Source organism: Parabacteroides sp. MSK.9.14 (assembly GCF_019041495.1).
Classification (GTDB): domain Bacteria; phylum Bacteroidota; class Bacteroidia; order Bacteroidales; family Tannerellaceae; genus Parabacteroides; species Parabacteroides merdae.
Map to the genome: position 1 here is coordinate 92389 of NZ_JAHPXO010000014.1, position 25642 is coordinate 118030.

The 25642-nt window shown below is 44.0% G+C and carries 18 protein-coding genes and 1 pseudogene; all 19 read right to left on the bottom strand.

Annotated elements, in window-relative coordinates:
- Position 1: 1 nt before the first annotated feature.
- Complete coding sequence (gene gldL / locus KTG12_RS09440; protein ID WP_227225915.1) at positions 2-1069, bottom strand: gliding motility protein GldL; 1068 nt, start codon at positions 1067-1069, stop codon at positions 2-4.
- A 52-nt stretch (positions 1070-1121) separates the two neighbouring features.
- Entirely contained in the window at positions 1122-2549 is a 1428-nt protein-coding gene (locus tag KTG12_RS09445) for an SUMF1/EgtB/PvdO family nonheme iron enzyme (RefSeq protein WP_005633367.1), read from the bottom strand.
- A 3-nt stretch (positions 2550-2552) separates the two neighbouring features.
- On the bottom strand, positions 2553-3503 hold the full coding sequence (locus tag KTG12_RS09450) for a type IX secretion system membrane protein PorP/SprF (protein WP_155144024.1): 951 nt from the start codon (positions 3501-3503) through the stop codon (positions 2553-2555).
- Between the two features lie 111 nt (positions 3504-3614).
- The gene (locus KTG12_RS09455) at positions 3615-3836 is read right to left on the bottom strand and encodes a DUF2795 domain-containing protein (protein ID WP_005633363.1); all 222 of its coding nucleotides are present in this window, start codon (positions 3834-3836) and stop codon (positions 3615-3617) included.
- Positions 3837-3909: 73 nt separating this feature from the next.
- A complete protein-coding gene (locus tag KTG12_RS09460; protein ID WP_005633341.1) occupies positions 3910-4473 on the bottom strand; it encodes a cob(I)yrinic acid a,c-diamide adenosyltransferase in 564 nt (187 codons plus the stop codon).
- Positions 4474-5074: 601 nt separating this feature from the next.
- Positions 5075-5866 (bottom strand): O-methyltransferase, encoded by a 792-nt coding sequence (locus tag KTG12_RS09465; RefSeq protein ID WP_022321528.1) that lies wholly within the window; start codon positions 5864-5866, stop codon positions 5075-5077.
- Positions 5867-5955: 89 nt separating this feature from the next.
- Positions 5956-7275, bottom strand: coding sequence for a TolC family protein (locus KTG12_RS09470; RefSeq protein ID WP_216945425.1), 1320 nt, complete (start codon positions 7273-7275; stop codon positions 5956-5958).
- A 32-nt stretch (positions 7276-7307) separates the two neighbouring features.
- Complete coding sequence (locus KTG12_RS09475; RefSeq protein ID WP_155144022.1) at positions 7308-10343, bottom strand: efflux RND transporter permease subunit; 3036 nt, start codon at positions 10341-10343, stop codon at positions 7308-7310.
- Between the two features lie 9 nt (positions 10344-10352).
- A complete protein-coding gene (locus tag KTG12_RS09480; RefSeq protein ID WP_005633330.1) occupies positions 10353-11450 on the bottom strand; it encodes an efflux RND transporter periplasmic adaptor subunit in 1098 nt (365 codons plus the stop codon).
- 210 nt (positions 11451-11660) lie between these two features.
- A complete protein-coding gene (locus tag KTG12_RS09485; RefSeq protein ID WP_005633328.1) occupies positions 11661-13187 on the bottom strand; it encodes a PD40 domain-containing protein in 1527 nt (508 codons plus the stop codon).
- On the bottom strand, positions 13184-14914 hold the full coding sequence (locus KTG12_RS09490; RefSeq protein WP_122121551.1) for a DUF6057 family protein: 1731 nt from the start codon (positions 14912-14914) through the stop codon (positions 13184-13186). The genes KTG12_RS09485 and KTG12_RS09490 overlap by 4 nt, the downstream gene beginning before the upstream one ends.
- Positions 14908-15135: a hypothetical protein gene (locus KTG12_RS09495; protein ID WP_005633325.1), complete on the bottom strand. Its 228-nt coding sequence runs from the start codon at positions 15133-15135 to the stop codon at positions 14908-14910. Before KTG12_RS09495 ends, KTG12_RS09490 begins: the two co-directional genes overlap by 7 nt.
- Before the next feature lie 7 nt (positions 15136-15142).
- Positions 15143-15292 (bottom strand): DUF5989 family protein, encoded by a 150-nt coding sequence (locus KTG12_RS21730; RefSeq protein ID WP_005633324.1) that lies wholly within the window; start codon positions 15290-15292, stop codon positions 15143-15145.
- A gap of 3 nt (positions 15293-15295) precedes the next feature.
- On the bottom strand, positions 15296-17149 hold the full coding sequence (locus KTG12_RS09500) for a carbamoyltransferase (RefSeq protein WP_022321293.1): 1854 nt from the start codon (positions 17147-17149) through the stop codon (positions 15296-15298).
- The gene (locus KTG12_RS09505; protein ID WP_005633322.1) at positions 17127-18926 is read right to left on the bottom strand and encodes an SGNH/GDSL hydrolase family protein; all 1800 of its coding nucleotides are present in this window, start codon (positions 18924-18926) and stop codon (positions 17127-17129) included. Before KTG12_RS09505 ends, KTG12_RS09500 begins: the two co-directional genes overlap by 23 nt.
- A gap of 91 nt (positions 18927-19017) precedes the next feature.
- A complete protein-coding gene (locus tag KTG12_RS09510; RefSeq protein ID WP_005633321.1) occupies positions 19018-19689 on the bottom strand; it encodes a DUF3823 domain-containing protein in 672 nt (223 codons plus the stop codon).
- 19 nt (positions 19690-19708) lie between these two features.
- A complete protein-coding gene (locus tag KTG12_RS09515) occupies positions 19709-21466 on the bottom strand; it encodes a RagB/SusD family nutrient uptake outer membrane protein (RefSeq protein ID WP_005649627.1) in 1758 nt (585 codons plus the stop codon).
- 15 nt (positions 21467-21481) lie between these two features.
- Complete coding sequence (locus tag KTG12_RS09520) at positions 21482-24652, bottom strand: TonB-dependent receptor (RefSeq protein ID WP_216945426.1); 3171 nt, start codon at positions 24650-24652, stop codon at positions 21482-21484.
- Between the two features lie 615 nt (positions 24653-25267).
- Positions 25268-25580: pseudogene (locus tag KTG12_RS09525) on the bottom strand (transposase); the annotation flags it as partial.
- Positions 25581-25642: the final 62 nt, after the last annotated feature.

Consider the following 25642-nt stretch of genomic DNA (forward strand, 5'->3'; position numbering starts at 1 on the left):
ATTACTTCATTGGGTTGTTTGTATACGGAGCCTGCTGCTGATATCCGTACGGTTGCTGATAGGCCTGCTGGTAATTCTGCTGCTGTGCCGGCTGCGGTTGCTGCTGGTAAACAGGTTGTGCGGGCTGCGCCGGTTGCTGGTATCCCATATTGACCGTCATAGCCTGCAACAGGCGGCTGTATACCTGGTTCAATTCGGCCAACTGTCGCGTCATCTTTTCCGTTTCGTTGCGGAACACGGAACTGTCGACAACGGAGCCGTCATACATTTCGCGAATGCGGCTCAAGCCACTGTTGATATGTTCGATCGATTCGATCTGCGAGCTGATGCTCTTCAACTGTATTTCGTAGATCGTGTTCAAGCCGGAGATGTTGCGGTTCAGCATTTCCATCTGCTGCACGTAACCGCGGGAATTCTGGTTGATGCCATCCGAATTATCCGTAATGCTCTTATACGAGTTCAAAAGTGTGTCGGAAACGTCGGTCAGCGAATGCGTCACCTGGCTGAAACGTTCCATATTCTCGGACATACCCGAAAGCTGTTCCAGATATTTCTGCGTCGCTTCCGTCAGTTCCGCCATCTTGGAGATCTGTTCGGCGGCGGCGCTCAGTTTCTTGATACTGTCGGAAAGGTTTTTCGTATCTTCTTCGCTCACATCCAGGCCGAGATTGCCCAGTCCGGTAGTCTGCTTGCCGCCTAAGTTGATATTCAATCCGCCAGCAACCTCGTCGTCGGTCGTATTCTCAGGCGAATTGACCAGATTGGACATAGGCGTGTTGGCGAAATCCGGACGGTCGAGCGGGTTCTTCGATTTCAAAACCGGGAACACTTCTTCCCAGTGATATTCGTTGAATGGCTTTTCAAAAGCGGAGATAAAGAATACCAATGCTTCTACCGTCATGGCCACAAACAGGATTTGGTTACCATACGGCAAGTGTAACAACTTGAACAAGGCGCCTATAATAACGATGGAGGCTCCCCAGCTATAACAGAAATTCAGTACCCGCTTGCCTTTTTCACTGGCGAGGTACATTTCTACTCTGTTTTTATATCTTCTATATTTTCCCATGATATAATGTATATTCGTTAATTAGAGAGGGCGGGCGAACTCCGCCCCTGCGTTATTTTTTACCTTTTGCTCTCGAAAAACCGATTTGTGTACGGGCGCAACGGAAACCGATGTATGAACGCGTTTCGTTCTGGTATTCGAAGGTGCGCATATCCGAACGGATAAACTGTGCCACGTCTTTCCAGGAACCGCCGCGTACGACCTTCTTCTTCATGGCATACGGGTCTTCCTTCGCGGCATTGTAGCGCAGATCCGGATTCATGTCGCTCATCTGGCTCGGTCCGGATTCGGAATAAGAAGTCGATGTCCATTCCGCCACGTTGCCGGCCATGTCATAGAGGCCGAATTCGTTCGGAGCGAAAGAGCCGACACGCGAAGTGATCAGATGACCGTCTTCCGTATAGTTGCCTTTGCCCGGTTTGAAGTTGCCCAAGAAGCAACCTTTTCCGCTCACCAGCTCGTCGCCTGCCCACGGATATTTGTTTTCGTTCTTGCCTGTACGGGCCGCATATTCCCATTCGCCTTCGGTCGGCAGGCGGAACGGTTCGAGAGCCTGTCCGCTGGGGAAGTTCAGAGATTCCTTGAACAGGTTGGTGCGCCATACGCAGAATGCTGTCGCCTGTTCCCAGGAAACGCCTACCACAGGATAATCGTCATAGCCCGGATGCGAGAAATACATACGCATATAAGGTTCGTTGTAAGCATTGTTGAAATCGTTCACCCAGCAACTTTCGTCCGGATAGATATTCACGATACGGGTGTGGAGGAAATCCCACGGCCCGCTGAGCCGTCGTGTGATGGTTTCGTTCACGATCTCGCCTTCCTCGGTGATGTAGGCCGTGTCTTTGGATATCATGATCACTTCGTCAGGGTCGACCTGGATATCGGTGTTACGCACGCGGGCTGCCGGGTCCAGGTTGTGTTTGCGAAGGGCTGCTGACGTATAGTCGTACCATTCGTAGCGATAGACCATCTGTTTCGGATCCAACGTCTTTTCGCCGGTCACCGGATTTACGGTGTAGACACTTTCGATTGCCCGTATCTCGTCTTCATTGGCACGTTTCCAAGGAATCGGGCGGCTCCAGTCCAGATGCGGAGTCACCGGTTCGCCATATTTATCTTCAGTAATCTTAAACAGGTCATTGCCGCCATAAGCCGGGTCGGCCAGACGTTCGCGGATAATGGAATCGCGCACCCAATACACGAACTGACGGTATTTGGCATTCGTCACCTCTGTCTCGTCCATCCAGAAAGCATCGAAAGAGACGCCTTTCGTTTCAGGATTGATCCCCCACAAGGAATCCTTATCTGCGGGTCCCATCTCGAATGAGCCTCTTTTGATCAGAACCATCCCGTAAGGGGCAGGTTCGTTAAACGCCACCGATCGTACCCCTGTCACTTCGCCCCCGCCACCGGAAAGGGTTTTGCCACATGAGGTAAACAGGGCTACTGCCGCAAGTACTAACAATACTTTTTTCATATACTATAATATACGTACACTTTTATGTCTATTCTTTCCTGACTTCGATTTTTTCAACTTCAACTTGTAGCTCACTACCAACTCGTGGCTTCCACTCGTGGCTTTCAAGATGGGTATGGTAGAGATCGGAAAATCATACGCATATCCTACCTGAAAACTCCCGATCTTGGCTCCTAACAACAGGATCAGCGACTCATTCACACGCCAGGAAAAACCTCCGTTAAACATCTTATTATAAAACAGCCGGGCGGTTATGTCCGCCTGGAAGCTCAGCATGTCTGTTTTCAGGAATACAGACGGCTGTAATTCATACAACGGATTTCGAAACTGAATATTGTATCCGGCTATCAAATTATATGTGCTGGCGAGATACATGGAAGAATATTCGTCCAATATGATCTCCGTCTTGTTCAAGTGCGTGACGCCCAAACCGGCATAGAGGTTCTTGCGGTGATAGTAAAGCCCGGCGTTCAAGTCGAAGCCCATTCCGCTCACCTGCGTCTTTGGAATTGCCTGGTCTTCCTGTTGGTGGAACTGGCTGGTCGGATAAAAGACCTTTTCTCCGTCAAACGACTGGTTTACCATTCCGAACTGCATTCCGATACTGAGCGTACCGCCAAACAGTTTTTGTTTATAGGCATACTGCAAATTGACATGTGTATTGACGAAAAGCCCGATTCCTTCGGTAAAGACGACCATCCCGATGCCATGATTGGTTTTCCCGATCTTCAGTGGCATATCCGCATTGATGAAAAAGGAGGTCGGCGCCCCGTCGATCCCGACATATTGCAAACGAGACAGCGCCAACATGTTCAAGTCTCCCGTAACACCCGCATACGCCGGATTATAGTAACCCAGCGCCATAAAATACTGGCTTAGCTGCGAGTCGTATTGCGCCCGCGCTCCCGTGAGGCCGGTTACCAAAAGGATAATAAGCAGGAGATATTTGTTCATATATCAAGAAACGGAATAAATCCGAATAAATTGTATAAAAAGCAAACGAGGCGGCGGGACATAGCCCTGCCACCTCGTTATTATTTCATGCCTGTACGTTTTTATCGCACATTAATATTCTTCTTCGTTGAAGAAAAAGTCTTCTTTACTTGGATAGTCGGGCCAGATATCTTCCATGCATTCATAAATCTCACCTTCGTCTTCCATTTCCTGCAAATTTTCAATCACTTCCAGTGGCGCACCAGAACGTTGTGCATAGTCAATCAGTTCATCCTTGGTTGCAGGCCAGGGTGCGTCTTCCAGTTTTGAAGCTAACTCTAATGTCCAATACATAGCTGTCAAGTATTAATAACCACCTTACGGCGGTCAGGTTCTCAAATTTTCCGCAAAAATAAAACAATATTCTTTAGATGCAAGTATAATCCCAGATAATTTCTTTGCCATTATTCCGTATGCATTCCTTACGTGCCAGAACAAACAGATAATCAGACAATCTGTTTATAAAAACCAGGACAGGTTCTTCAACCGGAATTGTCTCTGCCAAACGGTAGATCTGGCGTTCGGCACGCCGGCAGACTGTCCGGCACACATGTGCCAAAGAGGCCGGGCGGCTTCCTCCCGGCAAAATAAAGTTGCGCATCTTGGGCAGTTCGTTATCCAGGCGGTCTATTTCCCGCTCGATACGGGTGATCGTTTCCGGCATCACCTTACTTTCTACTTTCAGTTCCGTGTTTTCCTGATCGGTTGCCAGATAGGAACCGATCGTAAACAACTTGTGCTGGATAAACAGCAGGAAGTCCTGATCCGCTTTCTCTTCAAGCGAAGTGATCAACAACCCGATAAACGAGTTCAGTTCGTCGACCGTACCATAGCTTTCGATACGTTGGTGCGCTTTCGACACCCGTTCGCCGCCAACTAAGGAAGTGGTTCCCTTGTCGCCGGTCCCTGTGTATATAATGCTCTTTTTCATATGACAATAACTTATCGTTTTATTATATAATCGCACATCCTTGCCAGATGTTGCAAAAAGGAGTACAATATTCGTCAGATTCCGGGATTTGTGCAAGGATTCAGATTATTTATTTTGATGGGAAAGAAAAAATTGCAGGCATCTTTACCAATGTCTCGTCTTGATCCAGCTTGATTATAGTTCCTCCCCCTCGTCCTTTTACCCAAAGCGTCATATTTAAGTGATAAATAAGGAGATTGCGGAAAACTTTTGTGTGCTAATATATAGATGTTTACGTTTTGTCCTATATCCTTTTTTATTTTCGGCCTAAGTCAAATACCTTTTTGCCTATGGTCGAAAACCTTTTTCACTAAGGTCGAAAAGGTATTCGACTTAGGTCAAAAACTCTATGACCTTATAGTTTAAAGCTAGAAGTATGGCCTCTATCACTCTATAATACTTTTATTCAAGTTAGCGTATGGTCTGTATATTTTTATTTGCATATTTGTTATTGTTTCCTATTATTATCACGGTCACAGATCAAATCGAGCATTGCAGTCGATGAGGTGATAGACGGATGTATAAGTCAAAAATCAATTTGTTTGTATCTTTGGATAAAGAGTCAGAAATAGACGATATAATCCCTCTTGTGTAACTTCTTGTTGAAAAACACGATTCCCATTGAATACAGGTCGATCGTCACCGTTACTTCGGGATGACAGCATACTTCCCGCCAGAATTCGCGCATTTTGCGGCTGGTTTTGATGCCTTCGAAAACAAAGACCGTATCGCCGTGCACATGTTTCAAGCATTCCTCAAACAGCCAGATATTGTTTTGCTGCTCATACAGGGTGTTGAAAAAGACAAAATCGAGTTGCTCCATGTCTTTCAAGGCTTTCGGTAGTAAATCTTTGTAGCTTCCGACACGCAGGTCGACCGGGTTACGGGCGGCTTTGCCGAAAGCGATACGGGCGATGGAGGCAAACTCCGGTACGTTTTCCAGAGCGATACATTTCAGATCGGATGCATATGAAGTCAGATACAAAGTGGACAGGCCCATGGAAGGGCCGAACTGAAGGATGTGTTTTGATTTGAAATAGTTGGCAAGACGGAAAAGTAAGGCGCCGTGCTTGGGCCGTATCGCTTCGCGTTCGACAATCCGGCCGATCGTGCGGCGGCGCATCTTCCCCTTTTGCTGGCGGTCGGGATAAGTGATCTCGTCATCTTGGAAAAGCAGCTGCTTGCGGATCAGTTCGATGTCGTAGAAGCTATAGTATTGGCAACGCTCCTCAATCACTTTAGTGATCAGGTTGAAGACAAAGGGGGAATGAACCCCGAAGCCTTTGCGGTAACGGATGCCTCTGTATAAAAGTATGCCTTTTCTTAGTGTATTAGCTTTGGGGATAATGCGCATGATTTATGATTTTAGATTTATGACTTTAGATTTATGATTTGTGAACCTCGATCATAAATCTAAAATCATAAATCGTTAACTCTGCAAAGTTAATCATTTTCATGGAACATATCCATGATCTTTCCGCTAAGCTGCAAAAGGGAGATTTCGCATATCTTGGTGGAGTATTCGGCGATGGACTGGCGCTCTTCCGCTTCGAGCAGGCTGTTCTGGGCTTCACGCAATTCGATACCGGACAGGTCGCCCAGTTTATAGCGGTCGATCGCAATCCGGTAGTTTTCCTGTGCCGCGACCAAGTTCTCTTTTTCCAGGCTCCACAAGTCCAGGTTGTTGCGATAAGCCATCCAGAAGTTGCTCATATCGGCACGCAATCCCAGTTCGAGTTCTTGTGTGCGCAATTCTTGGTTCTGAATCTGTATCCGGGCATTCCGTTGTTCGCGTTTCCGGTTGAAACCGTCGAATACGTTGATGCCGACCGTCACCCCGTAGTTGAGGCCGAGGCGGCGCTGGAGGTCGGTCGTTCCTACCTCGTACCAGTTCGCCGTGTAGCCGTATCCGGCATTCAATTTGACATACGGATAGTTACGGCTCTTGATCTTTTTGTAGTCCAGCTCGGAAATCACCTGGTTTTTCTTGGCGATCAGCAGAGATGAATTGGAGGTAAGCGTGCTTTTCCATAGTTCCACTTCATCTAAAAACGGGTTGGGGGTAATCAGGGAGTCCTTGATCAGTACTTGTTCCTCCACATCCTCCAATGCCATCAGCCGGTTCAGGCGGATACGTGAAGTATGCACTTGTTCCAACTGGTTCAGGACGTTGGAGCTGTCGGCATTGAAGTCGACTTGCGCTTGTTGGAGGTCCAGGCGGGACATCGAGCCGATATAATACCGCTCTTCCACGATACGCAGACGTTCGCGGGACAGTTCGAGCGTGGAACGGAGGTTGCGGAGGCGGATCTTCTGGCGGATCAGGTTGTAGTATTCGCTCGAAAGGTCGGCAACGAAATCCTCGATTGTCATTCGGGTGTTCAATTCTCCCAAGTTCTGTAACTCTTTCAGTTTTTCGTAAGTGGCCTGTATGCCTAATCCGTCGAAGACGGTCCAGTTCACATTCAGGCCGATGTCTACCGTCTCGTTGTGGATGCCGTTCGTTTTTTCTGTCGTTCCGTCGGACAACTTGTTATTGTTAAGCGTGCCGCTAAAACCACTGCTCAGGTCGACGGTCGGCAGGTAGCCGGCATTGCCGGGAGTGGCGTTGTTGTCGCTGATCTGCTGTTCGTTACGGATGATGCGGATGGAATAATTGCGTTCCAATCCGGTCTGGATGCAGTCGTCCAGGCTGAACACCCGTTGCGCCTCGGCCGGGACGACCGTAAATGCTATACATATTAATAAAAGAAACCTCTTCATCCTCAATTGCCTTATTTCTTAATTTTTAATTCTTAATTATTAATTTTCGATTGTCTGTCCGTGGAAATAAAGCTGTACATCGCCGGGACGATAAACAGGGTAAGGAATGTCGAAACGATCATACCGCCCACTACGGCGATACCCATCGCGATACGTCCTTGTGCCCCTTCGCCCGAAGCATATACGAGCGGAACCAATCCTAAGATCGTCGAAATACTGGTCATCAGGATCGGCCGCAGACGTTGTGTGGAAGCCGAACGGATCGCTTCCGCCATGCTCAGTCCCGCTTCCTGGCGCTGGTTGGCAAACTCTACGATCAAAATACCGTTTTTCGCCACCAGACCGATCAGCATGATGATACCGATCTGACTGAATATATTCATGGTTATATCTGAATAGCTCATAAAGATCAACGCCCCTGCAATAGCCAGCGGAACCGTGAACATCACGACCAACGGGTCTTTGAAACTCTCGAACTGCGCGGCCAGGACCAGATAGATCATGAACAGTGCGAGGATCATGGCAAACATCAGGCTGGACGAACTTTCGCGGAACTCTTTCGATTCGCCCGACAGGGCCGTGCGGAAACTGTTGTCTAGCGTCTCCGAGGCGATACGGTCCATTTCGTCCAGGCCGTCACCGATCGTATAACCTTTGTTGAGTCCGCTGGAAACCGTTGCCGACACAAAGCGGTTGTAACGGTACAGCTGAGGAGGGGCAACGTCTTCTTTCAATGTGACGAGGTTGTCCAGCTGGATCATCTCTCCTGCATCGCTGCGGACATAAATGGATTTCAGGTCCAACGGCGTGTTGCGCTGCTGGCGGTTGATTTCGCCCAATATCTGATACTGTTTCCCGTTCATGTAAAAATATCCCATACGCTGGCCGCTCAATGCATATTGTAGTGTCTGGGCAATCGTGCGGGTGCTGACGCCCAATGAAGAAGCTTTGTCGCGGTTGATCTCGATACGGGCTTCGGGTTTCGTAAACTTCAGGTTCACGTCTGCCATCTGGAACACCGGGCTTTCGCTTACCTTCTGCATAAAGGCGGGCAAATACTTCTGTAGCTTCTCCAGGCTGGTCGCTTGTAAAACATATTGGACGGGCATACCTGCGCGACGTCCTCCGAAAGTGGATTGCTGCTGGACGAAAGCACGTGCTTCTGTCTTGCCCCGTACATTCTTTGACAGCACATCGGCAATCTCCATCTGCGAACGTTCGCGATCTTTGATGTCGGGAAGTAAAACGGTGATGTATCCGTTGCTGTTATTCGCACGAACCGTTAGGGCTTGCCGCTCGGGAGCCAACGTGTCGGCCATGGCGGCCACTTGGTCCGTAAAGTCGCGGATGAACTCGAAGGTAGCTCCTTCCTGTGCACGTATATTGATCGAAATGGATGAACGGTCTTCCAATGGAGAAAGTTCGGAGCGGATGGTTCGCCAGAAATAGCCGATGGAGCCGAAAAGGATCACGACAATCGGTATGGACCACCACTTGTGGTTCAGGAACGCGTTCAGCGACTTTGCATAGATATTGTTCATGCCTTCGAAGAACGGTTCCGTCTTTGTGTACAACCAGCCTTTGTTTTCGCGTTTTCTCAGCAGCTTGGTCGCCAACATCGGCGTAAAGGTCAAAGCCACAAAGGAAGATATCGTTACGGAACCGGCGATCACGATACTGAACTCCTTGAACAAGCGTCCCGTCATACCTTCCATAAAGACGATCGGGAGGAACACGGACACGAGTGTTACCGTCGTAGACACGACGGCGAAGAATATCTCTTTCGCCCCGTCTATACCGGCCTCTTTCGGTTCCATTCCCTGCTCGATGCGGACGTAGATGTTCTCCGCCATCACGATCGCGTCGTCCACCACCAGTCCGACCGAGAGCACCACCGCCAACATTGTCAGCACATTGATGGAGAAGCCGGAGACATACATCACAAAGAATGCCCCGACCAATGATACGGGGATAACGACCACCGGGACAAGCGTCACGCGCCAGTCGCGCAGGAACAGGAAGATGATCAGCACCACGAGCAGGAATGCCACATAGATGGTTTCTTCGACCTCCGCGATGGAGGCCCGGATAAAGCGTGTATTGTCGTACACCATTTCGACCGTTACGTCTTCCGGCAGGTCTTTCTTCAATTGCTCGATACGTTTGTATGCCTCATCGGCAATTTCGATCTGGTTGGCGCCCGGCTGCGGGATGATGACGTCGATAACCATCGGTTCGCCGTTCTTGCGCATCACGCTTCGCAAGTCTTCCGGGCTCACCTCGGCTCGCCCTACGTCTTGGAAGCGGATGATATTGTCGCCGTCACGCTTGATGATCAAATCATTGAATTCCGTTGCCGTGTGCATCAGTCCTAACGTACGGATAGACAAGTCGATCGTGTTTCCTTCAATGCTTCCGGATGGAAGCTCGACGTTTTCGGCGTCCACTGCGTTCTTCACATCCAACGGAGTAATTCCGTAGCCGGCCATTTTGATCGGGTCCAGCCACAGGCGCATGGAGTAGCGTTTCTGTCCCCAGATGTCCACGCCACTCACGTTCGGAATGGTCTGAAGCCGTTCCTTCACCGTCAGTTCGGCAATTTCACTCAGTTCCATCAGCGAGCGTTTGCTGCTTCGGATACCGATCTGCATGATCGGGGTAGCATCGGCATCCGCTTTCGATACCGTCGGAGGGTCGCAGTCGCGCGGCAGGTAACGCTGGGCACGCGAAACTTTGTCGCGCACGTCGTTGGCCGCCGTTTCCAGGTCGACAGACAGTTCAAACTCTACCGTGATACGGCAACTTCCCTGACTGCTGACGCTGCTCAGCGAACGAATGCCGGGAATACCGTTGATATTCTGTTCGAGCGGCTCCGTAATCTGGTTCATGATTACTTCGGCATTGGCTCCCGGATAGGTTACGTTGACCGAAATGATCGGGTTGTCCACACTCGGAAACTCACGGACCCCTAAGAACTTATAACCGATCATCCCGAACAACAGAAGGATGATCGTCATCACGGTCGAGAGTACCGGTCTCTTTATGCTTATTTCGGAAATATTCGCCATGCTGCTTCGTTACTTCAGGTTATCAATCGACACTTTCATTCCCGTCCGAAGCTGCATCACGCCGGAAGTAATCACCGTATCACCTACGCTCAGCCCTTTCAATACCTGGACCTGGCTTTCCGTGCGGAGTCCTAAGATAATTTCGGCAGGTTCGGCCACGCCATTCTTATACAGGTAGACGATGTTCTTTCCCATTTCCGGGATCAGTGCCTCGCTGGGGATCGCCAATGCGTCTTTTATGTCACGGCGGGTAATTTCGACAGATGTATAGCGTCCCGGCACGATCGACTCGTCCCGGTTCGGATAGGTTGCACGCACTTTCAGCGAGCGGGTTGCCTCGTCGATCTTGCTTTCTACTGCATAAACGGTCGCTTTGTAGTCTTGCATCATGCCGACGGACGTGTTCATTCTGAATACGATCGGCGTACCGTCCTTGATGTCGGCAGAGTAGCGTTCAGGAACGGAGAACTCGATTTTCAAGGGAGATATTTTTGTCAGCTTGGTGATAACTGTCGAGGGGGAGGCATAGGCTCCTTCGCTGACATTACGAAGGCCGATAATCCCGTCGAACGGCGCCCGGAGCTCGGTCTGGGCAATATTGGCTTTTACCAGTTCGATGTCCGCCATCAGCTTTTCATATTCGGTAGCCACTTGTTCATAAGCCTCCTGACTGACCGCGTCCTTTTCCAAAAGCGTATGCTGGCGGTACACGCGATCCTTGGCTAAAGGCACTTGCGCTTCCAACTTCTTCAGTTCCGCCTGTAACGGTTTGTCATTGATCTTGGCAAGCAGGTCACCGGCTTTCACATGCGTACCTTCCGTAAAATAGATGGCCACGATCTTGCCCGACGATTCGAACGAGAGGTCTACCTCCTCATCCGGGATCGTACTGCCGGTTACAATGGTCTTGTCGGTAAGGGACTGATATTTCAGCACTTCCGCGTTAATGTTCAAAACTTGTTTCCGAACTTGGCTTCCGGCTGGCGGAACCACTTCGGCTGCATCTTTGGATGCCTTCATACGGCTTTTAATCTGCGGGTAAGCGATCATTCCGGCAATCATCAAAACAATTGCGGCCGTCACGCTCCACTTCACTCTCTTCGTCATATTTTTCTGGTATTCTACTTAAAAACACTTATCGACACGTAAATATACACAAGTACGCGAAATTATAGACGAATTAGGTGCAAAAAGGTTTAACAAGAAACAAACTTTTGTTTTAGTCCGGCAGAAAAAAACAGCAAGGACCTTCACAGGCACTTGCTGCCAAACACAAATTATGTTGAAAATCGTTTCGTTATTCCTATTTGTGTTACCTTAATTGATTTCACTGTGATTCTCTGTCGCTTCGTTGATAAGCGGTTTATAAGAATGTTTGCTAAATCGGACCGATTTTTTGCCTTTTGCTTCAGCACATCTCCCAATTGTAATTGGTGAAATCGTCACTTTGCCTTTGATAAGGCGAGGCAGATTATAAGCCTTTAGGTTGCGTTGGTTGTAAGTAGGATCTCTCTGTGGAAGTAGGAAAGGTTTGCTTAAGTTTCCTACAGAATCAATATGAGCGATATAGAGTCGGTTATAAATGCCATCCTCCCGTCGGCTGCTGAAGATAACCCAACGGCTGTTAGAGGACCATGTTGTACAGCTTTCTGCTTCCGGGCTATTCCACTCAGTCGCAGCTATCAATTTCTTAGTTTTTGTGTTATATAGATAGAGATCTGATTCGGGGATCCAGCTGGAGAAGCACCCATGAGGGGCGGCAGAACAGGCAATAAACTGTCCATCAGGTGAAATGCTGGGGAGGGTTACGCTTTTACCTGCATTTGTTAAGTCAATGAGAGTGTCTACCTGCTTGCTGAATTGATTATTTTGGGGATCAAAACCAATACTACAGATACGATATTTTATATTAGAGAATTGTTGAGGCAAACTATCTATCCGGTCACACGTACAAAAATAGAGCTGTTTCCCATCTGGTGAAAAGAATGGAAAATTTTCTAGTTTGTTTGCATTGGCTAAAAGGGGACTGGTATAGACTTCGTTTTTGGAAATATCATACAAAACTATATCGGATTGCGTATCGTATACTTCGATGATTTTAGGGTGTGCATCGTAGAAAGACATTTGGGTTAGGTTTGTAGAGAATGCAATCTGTTTGCCAGAAGGATGCCAATCCGGATAAACGAAATTGGAAATCGTATGAGGAGTCTTTGTGTTGAGTTTTTGACATGCTCCTCCTTGTATCAGAATCGTTCCCGCATTTATTTTGCGCATGTGCATGACCATTTCATTCGGGTTTCCTTGGTTAAAGGTATGACAATTGATGCAGTTCTGCCCGCTTTTTTTGTTTGATATGATTTCCGTTTCCTTGAAAGAAGATAGTTCACGTTGACAAATGGCCATACTGTTCCAATTCGCATAGGTCGGTTCTATTAAACGATAGGCTAAGTGACTATCAATGGAATCAGTGGATACATCCCACGTGAAGGGAGAATATTGATACCATTCTCCTTTTTTTCGACTGGATACGGTGATACTTAAGCTCCCTCCTTGATTTTGATGAAGTAATTGTCGCCAGCGTTTAATCGGAATCTCTACTGCGTCATGCGCCGTAATCGTGATCGGATTTCCTTTCCCTTGAATCTGGATCATCCATTCATCACCCTCATCTTGTATCTTAAAATTCAAAGGAGCAATATTGACGGGCAAAAGAGCACCTTGATACTCCGGATAAATTGTTGGGAGTATGTTAAGATTTTCTTTAATGATTGGTTGTTGATGATTTTTGCATCCATAGAGGCCACATAAGGCGATTAGAAGTATGTAAAAAATGTTAAGTCTCATATTTGTTTTTTATTATATTGTACGTAATACCAATAGGTGTCTTTATAGGGGCATAGTAATTCCTGGATTTCTTCCGGAGATTTTCCCGACTGGTTGATTTGTAAATATCGGTAGAAACGCTCTATTACAGTTTGTTCAATTTGCCATTTTGAAATCAATGAGTTATCTTTCAGTAGATAAGCATACATTAGCAAAAACTCTTGATAATGCTTGCTACTATGTATTGTGAGATGAGTCCGGGCGGCTAATTGGATAAATGCGTTATATTGATTGTTGAGCATATATTTTGCTAGCAGGAAATCGATGACTTTTTGATTGTTGGCTCCTGCTTGTGTCTCAAATTGTTCCACGTTGAAAAGCATCTCTTTGGCAAGAAAAAGCTTATTGGTTTTGGGTGAAAGTTGACTCTTTTTTGTCGAGGAGTCTGTGTTCATCTTTTGCCTAAATTTGTAAGCCCAGTCTTTGTAGAATAAGGTAGACTCCAGTAAGGCCACATATTTGAGGCTGGCAGCCCGTTTTCCCCTTCTGTATTCGATCTCCGCCAATCGTGTCAGATAGAGCGGGGAACGTCCGGATGGAGTTTGCGTGTTCGCCATGAACATATAGGCTCTGGCAGCATAGAGCATATCTAGCTGAAAATAAGTCTCAGCAGTCAGATAATTTAATAGATGGTTGGAAGACCAAAATTCGTTGACATGAGCTACTTGGAAATACGAGAATAGCTCTTTTGAAAGACGTTGCTGATGAAGCAGGGCAATGTTGGTATAGGAGGACATCAGAACATTTTGGACAGGCTTTTTTTGCATGAAGGTAATCGCTTCGTCCCATTTTTCGTGGGTGATTAGATAATGTAGTTGATAAAGTCGTTCATCCTCATTTTTGAGTTGGCTTAAGATGATCCCGATAGCGAAGAAAGCCATGAGCAGATTTAAAGCGAATCGTTTTTTGTCTGTTAATCGCTGTAAAAGATGATATGTCCCGTAAGCTAATAAGGGAGACATTAAAAATGAAGCGATAACGATACCAAGTGGATGAAGTAAGTCTTGTGTAATAAAACAAGCTATACCTATCCAAGCTTGTGTTTCATTGATGTCGAATTTATAATAAGTTAAGATAGGCAGTAGGATTGTAACGAGTGTATATAGAATCCAAGCAAGAAATGAGTGTTTTTTCTTCGAAAAAATTTCATCGAGGAAGATGAGAATAAGATATAAATAACAGCCTATTCCAGTAAAGAAATAGCAAATCGGTAAGTTGATTAGGATCAGAAGTCTTTTGCGTTTGCCTTCCTTTTCATGAAGAGTTATTCTTGCAAGTAAAAGGGTAATCAGAAGTCCAAAAATGAGTCCCAATGATGCGTTAGGGTTTAAATAGAAGAAAACCAGTGAAGTGATAGGAATCAGTTCCCATGAGACATTTCCTCCAATTTTCCAATGGCAGATCAGGTTGCGATATAATATACCGGTTAGTCCGACTCCGGCTCCTAAAATCCATCCCCCAAAATGATTTAAATGATAAAACTGTGTGAAAAACTCCCCTATATAGGCAGATAATCCTCCTGGATTATAAACTATTTCGTTGAAATAGTCTTTGTTCCATTCAAACAATCGTAACTGCTCGGCAAAGAGCAGATGATGATTATAGAAAAAGGCATAAAGGATTACTGTAAATAGGACGAATGGTAGTAGCCCGTAGGAAAATGTATGAAGTTGTTTTATATTTACCATGGATGAATAAAATCTTCTTTAGAATAAGTCTTAACTCGTTCGTTCATTGTACTATCTTGTTCCTCTTCTGTCCGGTTGAACAGGCGGTATAACCACGCAATTGGCGTGAGGATCAAAAAATAAGTAATTCCCAACAGGATTGGTGAGGTGATCTTGTTTAACAGGTTTCCGAAACGAATCCAAACCGTACGTATTTTCTTGTATATGTGAATCCAATTCATAGGACATTCAAAATAGAGTGTAAATAAAGGGGGCAATCACTGTATTACTTGTAGAGATTAGCAACAAGCCAATCAATAGCAAGAATATTAATACAGGTAGCAACCACCATTTTTTTCGTTCTTTTATAAAAAGTAGTAAGTCTTTCAATGTGTCCATATTCTATGATTTTTGTATGTTATTTTTATTGATTATATAATTCCCTAAAACCAAGAGATCTAAGTTGGTTGTCATAAAACAACGGTATGCATCTTGCGGGGTGCAGACAATAGGTTCGCCACGTACGTTAAAACTTGTATTGATAAGCAAAGGGTAGCCTGTTAATTGTTCGAATGCCCGTAAAAGCTTCGTTAATTTGGGATTACTTTGTTCATCAACAGTTTGTACGCGCGCGGAAAAATCCACATGGGTAACTGCCGGAATATCTGATTTTGGTAACGCCAATCGTTCTGCGGCATCTAAATCTTGATAATGCTTTGGCAATGGTATCCGATGTTTCAGAGAAATGTTGGTTGTTATCAGCATATAATTGGATTCGTTCAGCTTTTCAAAATAATCGCCGACTTTTTCTTTTAATATAACTGGAGCAAATGGTCGGAAGCTTTCTCTGAACTTGATTTTCAAATTTAATCTTTTTTGCATCTCTTTATCACGGGGATCTGCTAAGATACTTCGGTTTCCTAATGCACGTGGGCCAAACTCCATACGCCCTTGAAACCAACCTATACATAAACCGGAAGCTATGTGTTTAGCCACTTCTTCATATAAAAATGCTTCATCCAAATAGTGATAAGAAATGTTATTCGAGTCCAAAAAATCTTGAATCTCATGCTCTGTATATTGAGGACCGGTTTGGGCGAAGTGCATCTTGTCTCCGTTCATCCCGGCTTTTCGTGAATGTCCTTGGTAAATATAATAAGTGGCCCAAGCCGCTCCTAATGCTCCTCCTGCATCTCCTGCGGCAGGTTGGATGAAGACATGCTCAAATAATTGTGAACGAATGATTTTACCATTTGCTACGCAATTTAGAGCGACTCCTCCGGCTAGACATAGGTTGGAACAGCCAGTGAGCTTTTGGGCTGTTTGAACAATTCTCAATAGTATCTCTTCCAATACGATTTGAGCTGCAAGTGCTAGACTTGCGTGTTCTGGGCGTATTTCGCTTTCTGCCTTTCGAGGTTTCAATTGAAATAATTGTTCCCAACGCTTTTCATGAACCATTCGCATTTTTTTGTGGAAGGAGAAATAATACATATTCAATGATATAGAACCATCGGGATGGATCGTCAGTAGATGTTGTTTGATCTGATCGACAAATTTTGAGGTTTGTCGGTCAGATCGATCGGCGTAAGGGGCTAATCCCATCATCTTATATTCCCCGGAGTTCACCTTGAATCCTAAATAATAGGTAAATGCAGAATAGAACAATCCAATAGAATCAGGAAATCGCATTTCTTTTATTAATTGAATTTGATTGGCTTTCCCATGAGCGATAGATAGTGTATTCCATTCTCCTACACCGTCTACTGTTATAATCGCAGCTTCTTGAAAATCTGAACCGAAAAATGCGGAAGCCGCATGTGACAAATGATGTTCCGAGAACAAAAGTTTACAATGTTGTTCATCGAATTTTCCTAACTTGTGTAATTCACGCTTGAGCATTCGTTTGCAAAAAAGTTTTTCTTCAATCCATATTGGTATTCCTTTAATGAACTGTTCCACCCCCCATGGTGCGTATCGATAAAAGATTTCTAAAATTCGCTCAAATTTCAGATAGGGTTTTTCGTAATAGATAATTGTGGAGATATCACACAATAAAATTCCCGCTTGCTGTAAACAATAACGGATTGCATTTGCAGGAAAAGATGCATCGTTCTTGATTCGGGTAAAGCGTTCTTCTTGTGCGGCAGCTATGATCTCGCCATCTTTTATCAAAGCTGCGGCTGCATCATGATAATATGCGGATATACCTAAAATATAGCTCATTTTATTATTAATTGTATAGGTCGGCTGCATCCTGATTACCCATTTGTAGATAGATCGATCGGATTGCTTGCCGGATTGAATCATTCGATTGCCAATTTAATTCTTGTTTGTACTGGATGATCTTATGGCAAAGCTCTTTGAGTCCGTTAAATTTCGGATTTCCGTTTCGGAGTATATATTCAATGTAAGGAAGAGCCAGATCGGGTTGATCGAGCCGTAAATGGATTGCAACTAAGTTCTGTGCTGTTTGAACCGTGGGATACAGGCGGAAACTTCGTGTGTAGAAGAAGATAGCTAAAGGATATTCTTTTCGGATCTCTGCGAATTCTCCTCCTTGACCAAGGAAGGTGAGGTCGTAAGGGTTATCCGTGATACGAACCCGGAGAATATCCAAACATAATTTTTCATTCTTGCTATTAAGTGCGTACTGATACAGTTGATCCATGGATTGATACCAGTTTTTTTGTCGTACGTAGTTTGCTGCGATCTTTTCTACTTCTGTTTTAGGGGTAATTGTAGAGAGATCTTTTTCATAGAATGGGAATCCTTTACGCAGTTGTAAGCAAGCATATTCTCCAGCTAAGGAGTCAAACTCTAAAACAGGAAAGTTGTATAGATCTTCTGAAGTGCCGATTTGTAGTTTTTTGTTGGAAAAACAGGATTGGTTTTGCCGAAGAACTTCCAAAAAGCAATTTGCGATCACCCGATGCCCTTCGATAGTAGGATGTACATGTTCCAGCAATAATTCTCGTCCGGGAATACCGAACGGGCTTTTTCGGTTAAATTCCTCTTCGGTATTTACCAAGTAAATATTATCGTCATCTTTGGCTAATTCTCGGATGATCTCATTAATCTCTTTGGATGCTCTAAATCTAAGGGCGTCCAAGTCTCGTGCCCGACTGAAGGATGTGTATGCTGCTATGCTATCTTGTGCTTGCAATTGTTCTTGTGCCAGTTGATAATATTCATCGGCGCTATGTTCGTCAGACGATATGCTTTTGAAAGGCTTTAAGTCTTTTAAATTAACTCCGACAGTTGAGAAGAAAACTGGTATTTGGTGTTTTTTGAACAGATTAAGTACTAATTTCATATTGTTTTGAAACTGTTCCAGTCCTTGTTGAAATAGTTTGCTTTTGTAGGGGATCACTTGCTCTTTGACCACATATTTCATCAAGTTGTCTGAGAACTCCTTTTGAGGGCTTAAGTGGCTTTTTAAAGAATCGAGCCATTGAGTAAGACGTAACTGACGCAAACGGATTGCCCAACGGATAAATGTTGGATGGCTACCGAGTGTATTATTGGAGCCTACACCCAAAGCTCCGTAATACTCGTTGTGTCCACCATAAATAAAAATCGCATCTGGCTCAAAATGAACGAGTTCTTGTGCGAAATCGTAAAAAGTGTAACTGTTGATTGCAGTCAGAGCTAAATTGATGATCTCGATATCTTTGTCTGGATTTGTCTTTTGCAATTGGTATTTCAGCATTCGTTGGAACGAAATATTATTGGGATAGGGAAATCCCATTGCTGCTGATTCGCCCAGAACAAAAATTCTGAATGTGTTTTTTTGTTTCTTTTTCCGAAAAAACTCTACATTTCCGTTTGTGGCTTGTGATTGAGTAAAGTACCTTCTACTGATGTTTTTGTTGAGATATAAATATTTACCATTCGCTGTTTGCAAGAAAAGATGGTCTAAATCTACACCATATCCGAAAGCTCTCAATCCACACTCTATTCCGATAAGAAAAAGCAAGGAAAGAAATAGATAGATACCTATCATCAGCAGATATTTGGATGTTTTACTCATATTAGGCCGTTTACATTGTGATGATTAAGGACTGTCTTGCATTTTCTTGTGTTAATGAAAAATGCAAAAACAGTCCTTAAATAGATCTGATTTATTTAACGGTAACTTCTATTACTTTACTATAATTATAGAATCCGCCAGGGTTAACAGCTAAGGCTCCTACCCGGAAGTAGAAAGTCTTTCCGCTTTTGAGATTCTCGAACGTATGAGAATAAGTGGCAATGTCTAATTCGGTCTCCGTACCAAGTTCTACAGATTCTTTAGCCGTAAAGGTGTTTTTATCCACATACGGAGTCTTGCAGTAGTAGAATTCTACTGCTTGTATTGTTTTATCTAAAACATTGTCTACGGAAGTTTTAACCGTAACTTTGCCTGTTTCGTTGGATGTCGCTTCTGCCGATATGCGCAAAAACGGTGTTACTTCAAAGTTCATCTGTTTTGAACCTGAGACTTCCATTTCGATCGGTTCTACTGTCTCAAAAGGCCCTTCGGCTAAAATCTTGTATTTACCGGTAAATACTGCTGTATTCGAGAATGTGCCATCTTGGCTCACCCATGAATCGTTGGGTTGTACAGACCATTCGTCATTATAAAACTCATACATACGTATTTTTGTCCCGTTTTGAGCTTGTCCGGGGACATTTTCTTTTGTCTCTTTGTCTATGATCGCTCCACTTAGGGAAGCGGTAGGTGCGTCATAGTTGTCAAGCCCGCAGGAGCACAAGCCACAAATTAGTGTTGCATATAAAAATATTTTTTTCATGTCTTTAAATATGAAAAGATTAATAACCCGGATTTTGTTCTAATAAATCGTTTTGAGCTACACCCGGAATCTCCAAGTAGTATTGTTTGTCCAAAAACGTTTTGGGCAGATTCAAGGTATTGACCGATTTCTCGAAAACATATTTTTTGGTCTTATAGTCCAACCAAGGAATTAATGCCGAGAAAGTTGTGTTGTTCATTACTTTGGAAGCAACACGCCAACGGACCAAATCCCAGTAACGTAAATTCTCGAATGCCAATTCTACGCGTCTTTCGTTTCGGATATCATCCATTGTCAAGCTATTTTTCTCCTTGATACCAGCACGTTTACGTACTTCGTTCACTTTTTGGAGAGCTTGGTCTTTTAGTCCCAATTCGAAAGCGGCTTCCGCATAATTCAGCAAGGTTTCTGCATAACGGAACACCATAAAGTTCGTTTCGGAACGGTCCATTTCTACTCGATTGGTAGGATCCATGAATTTCTTGATATAAAATCCTGTACGACTGCAATCACCTGCCATGACGAGCCCATCTTTACCTCCGGTTTTCATAGACGGATCTTCGCTGAACACATCCGTGAATGCCGAGGCAGCCTCTTTGGAGCCATCATTTTTGATAATGCCGCGTCTTACTTCCAACTCTCCGTTTTGCCAAGGAGAACCTGGGTAAAGAATAGAGGCGAAGAAACGCGGGTCTTTATCCTTGAAAATATCTTCTGCGTTTTCGTAATAGATCAGATTTCCACTTGCATCGGTTGTTTTTAACGTACCAGGTGTTCCATCTATATACTCATATGATTCTACTAATTCCAACGTCGGACTTGTATTGGTTCCCCAGTCAATTTTGAAGGAGGGAGCGGCCATAGCATAATCGAAATTATGCGCTTTGTCAGGAGATGCAAAAGCTTTTACAAAGATAGCTTCGCTGTTCATTGTTTTGTCTAAGAACAGTTGTTGGTAGTTGGCAGCAGGATCCGGATCTTGATTGAATAGAGCGAACTTGCCTGATTTAATGATCATGTCAGAGGCCTCCATGGATCTTTTGAAAAAGTCGTTTGCCTTATCTGCAGGAATACCTACCAAGCCATTCAACTGTACGGTGCCATAGCGACTGATGGAGCCTGCATAAAGCAGAGCTCTTGCTTTCAAAGCGGCTGCGGCATATTTGGTTACACGGAACTGGTCTGTAGATCCGTAGGATTCAGGCAAACCGGCGATCGCTAAATCACACTCTTCAGCAATGAAGTTCCAGACTTCTTCTTCCGTATTGCGCGGAACCTTTAGTTCTTCTACGTTGTTTCCGGTATATTCTTGTACCTCTTTTATCAAAGGTACACCACCATAGCGTTTTGCCATTGTGAAATAGTGGAATGCCCGTACAAAGTGTGCTTCCGCTGTCCAACGTTGTTTCAAATCCTCGTTCAATGTAGAGGTTTGGATGTTTTGCAAGAACACATTGGCGATACGTATTTTATTGTATTCCCATTGTTGCAAGCTGGAGAGATCCAATACCGGGGTGTAGGGATAGCCCCATGAATAACTACGCATGGATTCGTCTGTGTAATGCCCCAAGGTACCCCAGTTAATCAACCATGCATGAGGTTCGACGAACATATCTTCGTACATTCCGGCCATATAAGCGTTGACCGCATTCTCATTGGACCAAACCAAGTCTTCAGATATAATATCCATAGGATCACGGTCCAAGAAGTCGTTGACACAGGACGACATGCTAAATAGCCCACACAAAGACAGTACTAATAATTTTATGCTTTTCATATTTTAATCAAATTCTTAAAATGTAACATTTACACCAATATTCCAAATTTTCAACTGCGGATATAAGATTCTATCGCTACTGGGTGCTTCTGGGTCGCCAAACGGCAGATTATCAAATGTCAGTACGTTATTTCCGGATACATACAGACGTAATCTTTCAACATAAACCTTGCTTAACCACTCTTTGGGGAAGGTGTAGCCGAACTCGATGTTTTTTACACGCAGGTAGTATGAGCTGATGTGGTTGAAGGTAGAAACACGAGTGTTAGATGGCTTCCCGGAGTTCCATGTTGACGGATATTTCCCCGGAATCCATGCCGATTCAGGATCATACAAGTCTTCGCGATGCCATCGGTCCATAAAGCATTCCAATGTATTGGACCCGTTGAACATGGCATTACCCAAACAACCAGACATATATACATTGTAATTGGTTGCTCCTTGCATCAACAAGGAGAAGTCGAAACCTTTCCAAGAGGCACTCAGGTCCAAACCGAAATAAATTTCTGGCGTGTTGCTACGGGTAATTGGTTGAATATCGTTATTATCAATTACGCCATCGCCATTGAAATCCTCGTATTTCAAGTCGCCCGGCATCATAGTCGTGTTGCCGGCGTCATCTTGGATTGCCCAGTTATTGATGTCTTCTTGATCTTGGAACTGACCTACACATTTGTAACCGAAAGACATATTATTCCAACGATCGCTAAAGTTACTGGTCCAGTTCTTATAGGAGTTGATTGGATCAGCTTGTTCAATGTGGCGGTTTTTCGCGCGAGTGAACGACATATTACCTTTGACCGAGTAAGTCCAGTCTCCTACTGTATTTGTGTGTCCTAATACCAACTCAAAACCTCGGAAATCATCACTGTTTAAGTTTTCTTGTGGGAAAGAAGCTCCAAAAGTGTTGGGTAATGAACCGGAACGGTATGCAAATAAGCCGTCGCGTTTCCGGTAGAAAACATCTACACTTGCTTCTAATTTACGATTCCACAAAGATGCATCGAAACCGACATTTAGTATCTTGGATGTCAACCAAGAATATTCTGTGTTAGCCAATCCTTTTGTTATCAATGAATTGACTACATCGCTACCGAAGATATAATTTGTTCCACCCGGATAGTTGTAACCTGTCAGGTATTGGAACGGAAGAACTTGCGGATTACCGCTAGAGTCCAAGAATTGGTCATCCCCCATGACGCCATATGATGCTCTGATCTTTAAGTTGTCAAAAATTTGGGTGTTATTCTTGATAAATGATTCTTCGGATAAACGCCATCCTACGGATACGCTCGGGAAGAATCCCCAACGGTTGTTTTTGTAGAATTTTGCGGAACCATCTTCGCGAAAAGAGAATTCGAATAAATATTTGCTTGCGTAATCATAATTGATACGTCCTACAAAAGATGCGTTGGCCAATTCGCTTGCTACACCTGCGTTATTTTTGTTCTTGTCCGAACCTGAATTTATTTGGTCAAGGGCATCAATTGCAAATTGACGGTAGGCCTGCAAATAATCATCCAAATCTTCACGTTGTTCATACAAGAACAAAGCCTGCACATTGTGTTTGTCAAGGAATGTGCGATTGTAATTCAGAGAGAACTGAAGCATGTTCTGCTCTTGTGTGTAATCTTTGCGAGTCAAGTTGGACGGCGAGTTTCCTGTGAAAACCGTATTGTATTTACCAGATTCCTTATCGTATGAATAGAGTTTGAACTCTTTCGCAAAGGTTTTGAATTCTTCTACTTTTGTCAAATAGGAAAATAAAACCTTGGCTGACAGTCCTGGAATAAACGGCATATCATATTTTAAGGAGAAAACACCATTGAATAATTTCTTACGTTCTTTTCGATAGCCAGAAACATCTGCATCTGAACGTGCCAGGGGATTTTGGAAGTTGGTTAATCCATAGTGCTTACCTTCTTCGTCGTTGGCGTATGGAGAATAGTAAGGGTGCATACGGGTGATACCGTGAATGATATAAGTATCGTCGTCATAAGGTGCCATCTTGTCTTGTACATGTCCGCTTAACTGCGCATCTGCGGTCAAATACTTGGAAATTTTCGCAGAGATGTTGGAACGGAAGTTGTAACGAGAGAAATTGATATCTTTTGTGGCATACAAGCCTTCTTGATTTAAGTAACCTACTGACATGAAGTATTTCACTTTTTCGGTTCCTCCGTTCACATTGATATTATGTTGAGTCTGTGGAGCATTCTTGCGGGTTAGGATGTCTTTCCAGTCGTAGCTTTTGTATCCTTCTTGAGTGCCTTCGCGGAACAAGGCTAATTTATCCGGTCCATAAACGGGGGCATTCCCTCGGTTGATCGCATCTTCATCGGTCAACTCTGCGTATCCGGCAGCATCTACCATATCTGGATAGCTTGTGAAGTTCTGCCAGCCGATAGATCCGTTGTATGTGATCTGCGCTTTCCCTTCTGCACCTTTTTTGGTCGTGATCAATACGACACCATTACCTGCCTTCACTCCATAGATGGCTGCGGAGGCGTCTTTTAATACGGAAATGCTTTCGATTTCGTTTGGGTCTACTTGGAAACCTGGTTGTTCAACTCCATCTACCAAAATCAGAGGTTTCCCGAATCCGCGAATATCCACGCTAGATTCGGCACCCGGCGTACCGCCTGTGTTTTGTACACGGATACCCGGTAGACGACCAGCCAAGGCATTCGAGATATTGGCTACCGGGGCTTGGATGATTTCATCTGCACCAATTGCTGCAACGGCACCTGTCAGGTTTACTTTTTTTTGTGTACCATAACCGACGACTACAACTTCGTCTAAACTCTGCGAGTCTTCTTTTAAGACGATTTTGTACTCCGAATTTTGGTTAACAACGAGTGATTGTTCAATATATCCGATATAGGATATTGTCAGTTTGTCACCATTATTTACTCCCTCTAAGGTGAAGTTACCATCGATGTCTGTAACTGTACCATGTGTTGTACCTGCTACGACAATATTCGCTCCAATAATGGGGATACCGTTTTCATCGACAACTGTGCCTTTTACTGTCTTAGCGTTGACATAGTTTTGTTTAGAACACGTTTTTGTTACGATTGATTCTGGACCAACCTTTGTGTTAGAATGCCATGGCGTAGCCATTATGGTCGGTGAGGTCATGACCGATAATAGCACTAAAGTGGCAAATACAGGTTCCTTTTTCATAATAAAATTATTTTGTTAATATTGAATCTAAACATCATTTGAGGCTTAGATTGTTATTGAGTTTATTTCATGAGTAAAATAAAATCAGACTGATAAATTTGTTCTTATATAAATTATGTATTAAAACACATCTTATGAAAATTACTTTTATCTGTTAAGTGCCTTATTGGACTTTGCTTATTATTTGATTTAAGTATACTTTATAGTAATCTGTGTTTTTACATAGTTCGATAAGAACTATGGTATTATGTAAAACATAATCTGTGATAAATTTAAAACTTTTACAGTCGACATCGCGACAAACAAATTTTAACTCATAGTATTCCCCAATGATCGCTAAGAATTTATAAAAATCAACTGTTAAAAATAAAATCAATGTGATTTTTTTATAAAAAACGCGTAACGAAATAAAAAAAATCATATCTTTGACCCGGATATGAGATTTCATAATACCATAGTTCTTATCGAACTCATGCATCTTTTTTGAAACTATCACTGCAAAAGCTGTTTAGGTTTAGTTGATTTTCAATAAACAATATTTAAATAAAATGTCTATTTAGGGATATTCAGTAAATGTTCCCACAAAATACATGGCATATGAAGATGATAGAGTATAATCACTTTTGTCCTTGAAGCTCTCCTCTTTCTTTTCTTGCAGTAGGACAGATAGGATTCCGCCACATTCCTGTATTTGTTGCGCGGACGTCTTATGCCCAGAGATCCCTGCAATGCCGGCATATATGGCTGTAGAGCCATTCGATGCTTTCCCAAAGGAGTTTCATGTCCGTAGGAAAACGCATGTGGCTCTCATGATTCCACAGAACATCTGGTAGTGTATGTTCCTGTTCAGATGTTCCACCAGCTGCCTGTCGGAGAATCCGGTGTATGACTTCAGGAGCATAAGGGCGATTTTTGCGGAAGGACCGAATGGCCCTAAAAAAAACAGCAAGGACCTTCACAGGCACTTGCTGCCAAACACAAATTATGTTG

What these genes read in the sequence shown, in the direction of transcription:
- KTG12_RS09500 (WP_022321293.1), bottom strand. Translation starts at nt 17,149, where the DNA reads ATGCAGCCGACCTATACAATTAATAATAAAATGAGCTATATTTTAGGT.
- KTG12_RS09490 (WP_122121551.1), bottom strand. Translation starts at nt 14,914, where the DNA reads ATGGTAAATATAAAACAACTTCATACATTTTCCTACGGGCTACTACCA.
- KTG12_RS09445 (WP_005633367.1), bottom strand. Translation starts at nt 2,549, where the DNA reads ATGAAAAAAGTATTGTTAGTACTTGCGGCAGTAGCCCTGTTTACCTCA.
- gldL (WP_227225915.1), bottom strand. Translation starts at nt 1,069, where the DNA reads ATGGGAAAATATAGAAGATATAAAAACAGAGTAGAAATGTACCTCGCC.
- KTG12_RS09495 (WP_005633325.1), bottom strand. Translation starts at nt 15,135, where the DNA reads ATGAATTGGATTCACATATACAAGAAAATACGTACGGTTTGGATTCGT.
- KTG12_RS09460 (WP_005633341.1), bottom strand. Translation starts at nt 4,473, where the DNA reads ATGAAAAAGAGCATTATATACACAGGGACCGGCGACAAGGGAACCACT.
- KTG12_RS09450 (WP_155144024.1), bottom strand. Translation starts at nt 3,503, where the DNA reads ATGAACAAATATCTCCTGCTTATTATCCTTTTGGTAACCGGCCTCACG.
- KTG12_RS09465 (WP_022321528.1), bottom strand. Translation starts at nt 5,866, where the DNA reads ATGCGCATTATCCCCAAAGCTAATACACTAAGAAAAGGCATACTTTTA.
- KTG12_RS09480 (WP_005633330.1), bottom strand. Translation starts at nt 11,450, where the DNA reads ATGACGAAGAGAGTGAAGTGGAGCGTGACGGCCGCAATTGTTTTGATG.
- KTG12_RS09455 (WP_005633363.1), bottom strand. Translation starts at nt 3,836, where the DNA reads ATGTATTGGACATTAGAGTTAGCTTCAAAACTGGAAGACGCACCCTGG.
- KTG12_RS09475 (WP_155144022.1), bottom strand. Translation starts at nt 10,343, where the DNA reads ATGGCGAATATTTCCGAAATAAGCATAAAGAGACCGGTACTCTCGACC.
- KTG12_RS09470 (WP_216945425.1), bottom strand. Translation starts at nt 7,275, where the DNA reads ATGAAGAGGTTTCTTTTATTAATATGTATAGCATTTACGGTCGTCCCG.
- KTG12_RS09510 (WP_005633321.1), bottom strand. Translation starts at nt 19,689, where the DNA reads ATGAAAAAAATATTTTTATATGCAACACTAATTTGTGGCTTGTGCTCC.
- KTG12_RS09485 (WP_005633328.1), bottom strand. Translation starts at nt 13,187, where the DNA reads ATGAGACTTAACATTTTTTACATACTTCTAATCGCCTTATGTGGCCTC.
- KTG12_RS09515 (WP_005649627.1), bottom strand. Translation starts at nt 21,466, where the DNA reads ATGAAAAGCATAAAATTATTAGTACTGTCTTTGTGTGGGCTATTTAGC.
- KTG12_RS09505 (WP_005633322.1), bottom strand. Translation starts at nt 18,926, where the DNA reads ATGAGTAAAACATCCAAATATCTGCTGATGATAGGTATCTATCTATTT.
- KTG12_RS21730 (WP_005633324.1), bottom strand. Translation starts at nt 15,292, where the DNA reads ATGGACACATTGAAAGACTTACTACTTTTTATAAAAGAACGAAAAAAA.
- KTG12_RS09520 (WP_216945426.1), bottom strand. Translation starts at nt 24,652, where the DNA reads ATGAAAAAGGAACCTGTATTTGCCACTTTAGTGCTATTATCGGTCATG.